General features: G+C 56.7%; 3 protein-coding genes. 2 read left to right on the forward strand and 1 reads right to left on the reverse strand.

Annotation, left to right across the window (positions count from 1 at the left end):
- The first annotated feature begins 259 nt into the window (after positions 1 to 259).
- Complete coding sequence (locus tag HQL56_19565) at positions 260 to 661, forward strand: YjbQ family protein (protein MBF0311715.1); 402 nt, start codon at positions 260 to 262, stop codon at positions 659 to 661.
- Between the two features lie 195 nt (positions 662 to 856).
- Here HQL56_19565 and HQL56_19570 read toward each other — a convergent pair whose 3' ends face one another.
- Positions 857 to 1,111: a DUF1640 domain-containing protein gene (locus HQL56_19570; GenBank protein ID MBF0311716.1), complete on the reverse strand. Its 255-nt coding sequence runs from the start codon at positions 1,109 to 1,111 to the stop codon at positions 857 to 859.
- 88 nt (positions 1,112 to 1,199) lie between these two features.
- Here HQL56_19570 and HQL56_19575 point away from each other — a divergent pair, with 88 nt between their 5' ends.
- Positions 1,200 to 2,153 (forward strand): Rpn family recombination-promoting nuclease/putative transposase, encoded by a 954-nt coding sequence (locus tag HQL56_19575; protein ID MBF0311717.1) that lies wholly within the window; start codon positions 1,200 to 1,202, stop codon positions 2,151 to 2,153.
- The last annotated feature ends 280 nt before the right edge of the window (positions 2,154 to 2,433 follow it).

Consider the following 2,433-nt stretch of genomic DNA (forward strand, 5'->3'; position numbering starts at 1 on the left):
TGACTTTCAATATTTTATTCCTTTAAAAAGCAAAAAAAGAAAATGTTCTATCCTTTGACTTTTCATCTCTCCTTCATTCAGCGCGTCCTGAACCGTTGCCCCGGCCATCCTCCGAACGGGCTACCCGTTCCGGGGCGGGGAGGAAAATCGCTCTTTTTCGCTGGACCCCCGGAGGCTTTCCGGGGACAATCGGGCGGGAGGTACGTCCCCGTCGGGACGGTGTTGCCAACCAAGACGCCGAAGCAAACAGGAGACGGGCATGTGGCATCGACTGGCGGTGGTCAGCGACAAACGGAACCAACTGGTGGACATCACCGCCCGGGTTCAGGAGGTGGTGACCCGCAGCGGCATCGTGACCGGACTGTGTCAGCTCTTCGCGCCCCACACCACGGCGGGCCTGCTGATCAACGAGGCCTGCGACCCTCATGTGGCCCGGGACATCCTCACCACCCTGGAGCGCCTGGTGCCCAACCGGGGCGACTACCGCCACGCCGAAGGCAACAGCGACGCCCACCTGAAATCGGTGTTGACCGGCAGCCATCTGACCGTGCCGGTGGAGGAAGGCCGCCTCTCCCTGGGGGCCTGGCAGGGCCTCTTCCTGGCCGACTTCGACGGCCCCCGGCAACGCCAGGTCATGGTGGCGGTGACGGCGTTGTCGTGAACGCCCGTTGCAAAACTCCCGCTGCCAAGCGGGAGCATACTAAATTTTTTGACTTTCAATATTTTATCTTTTAAATATCAAAAAAAGGAAATGTTCTATCCTTTGATTTTTCATTCGTCTCGATCGTGAACCATAGCTGTTATGCAATGAACTCTCCTGACAATCTCAACCCGCATCCATCCTGGAATCCGGAGGTTATCCGAGCAGCATTTTCAGGGCGGGAAGGACGGTCACGATGATGATCAACGCCAGCATCCATTTGATGACAGCCAGCTCGGTACGGACGGGAGAAAGTTCTTTTTCCAGATCGTGTTTCGTGACAAGAGCGTCGAGGTTGGACTGCTGCGTTTCTTGAATGGCAACGGCCACGCCCTTGGCTTGTGGTTCGTCAAAACCAGCCGCTTTGAGGGTTGCAACGAACTTCAGCATGTCGAAGGTGATGGTGGACACGGACGACTCTCCAGGGGGTATGACGACACCGACAACATCCCATACTATCCGGAATCGACGGGGTAAACATCTTTTCAGGAAGAGCGCCATGTCAATCCGAACGGACTACGATTCCAGTTACAAGCTGCTCTTTTCCCATCCGGAGATGGTTCGCGACCTGATCCTCGGCTTCGTCCACGGGGAGTGGGTCTCCCGCCTCGATTTTTCCACCCTTGAAAAGGTCAACGGTCTCTTCGTCGGGGATGAATTCAGAGACCGGGAGAACGACATCATCTGGCGGTTGCGCTTCGGTGACATCTGGCTGTATGTCTACATCCTGCTCGAATTCCAGTCCGAGCTCGACGATTTCATGCCCGTTCGAGTTGGAGACTACACCTTTTCCCTTTATCAGGATCTGCGCAAGGCCAGGCAACTGCCGAACAAAATATTACCCCCCATTCTTCCGGTTGTGATCTATACTGGCAAGCAGAGGTGGAATATCCCTCTCGAAGTCAACGAGATGATCGTTCCGGTTCCGGGGCTGGATGCCTATCAGGCCCATCTGCGCCACCTCCTGCTGGATGTGGGCGCCATGGCGGAATCGGAACTCACCGTGCTGCGCAATCTGGCAGCCGTTCTGTTCCGCCTGGAAAAGTGCCGATCCGTCGGAACCGTTCGGGAGTTGGTCGGAACCCTGAAGGAGTGGCTCAAGGCTCCCGAACAGCTCAGTTTGCGAAGATCCTTCGCGGTATGGTTGAGACGGGTGCTGTTGCCCAAGCGTTTGCCGAAGGCCGACATTCCTGAAATGACAGACTTGTACGAGGTGAATGACATGTTAGCCGAAAGTGTTCTGGAATGGGTAAAACCCTGGCGTGAGGAGGGCCGACAGGAAGGCCTTCGGGAAGGCGAGATGCGCGCCTTGCTGCGCCTGGTCCAGCGCCGCTTTGGTACTCCGGTGCCTGACTGGGTGCCTGCAAAATTGGCCGGAGCTGATCTGGAGACCCTGGAGAGGTGGACGGAGAAGGTTTTGGATGCCGAAGCGTTAGAGGATATCTTTCAATAGGTTGATGTCCGGAGGGGCGTGACTTGCCCACCGGGCATGCAACGGGAATTCCCTGTTTTGGAAGTCAAACCGAGCTACGGTCATCCCTCGGGGTGGCCGCAATCGTTTGAAAACCCATAACTATTCAGCCCCCTGTATTGAGCGGCTTGATCGCGTCAACAGCCAAAGGAAAAGTCCCAGGGGTGCCCCCTGGACCCCATGGGGCGGGAACGTCAACGACAAAAAGACAAGTCCCAGGGCGCTGCCCTGGACCCGTCGGGGGGGATAATCCCCCCCGAAC

The sequence above is a fragment of the Magnetococcales bacterium genome, assembly GCA_015231925.1.
Lineage (GTDB): Bacteria > Pseudomonadota > Magnetococcia > Magnetococcales > JADGAQ01 > JADGAQ01.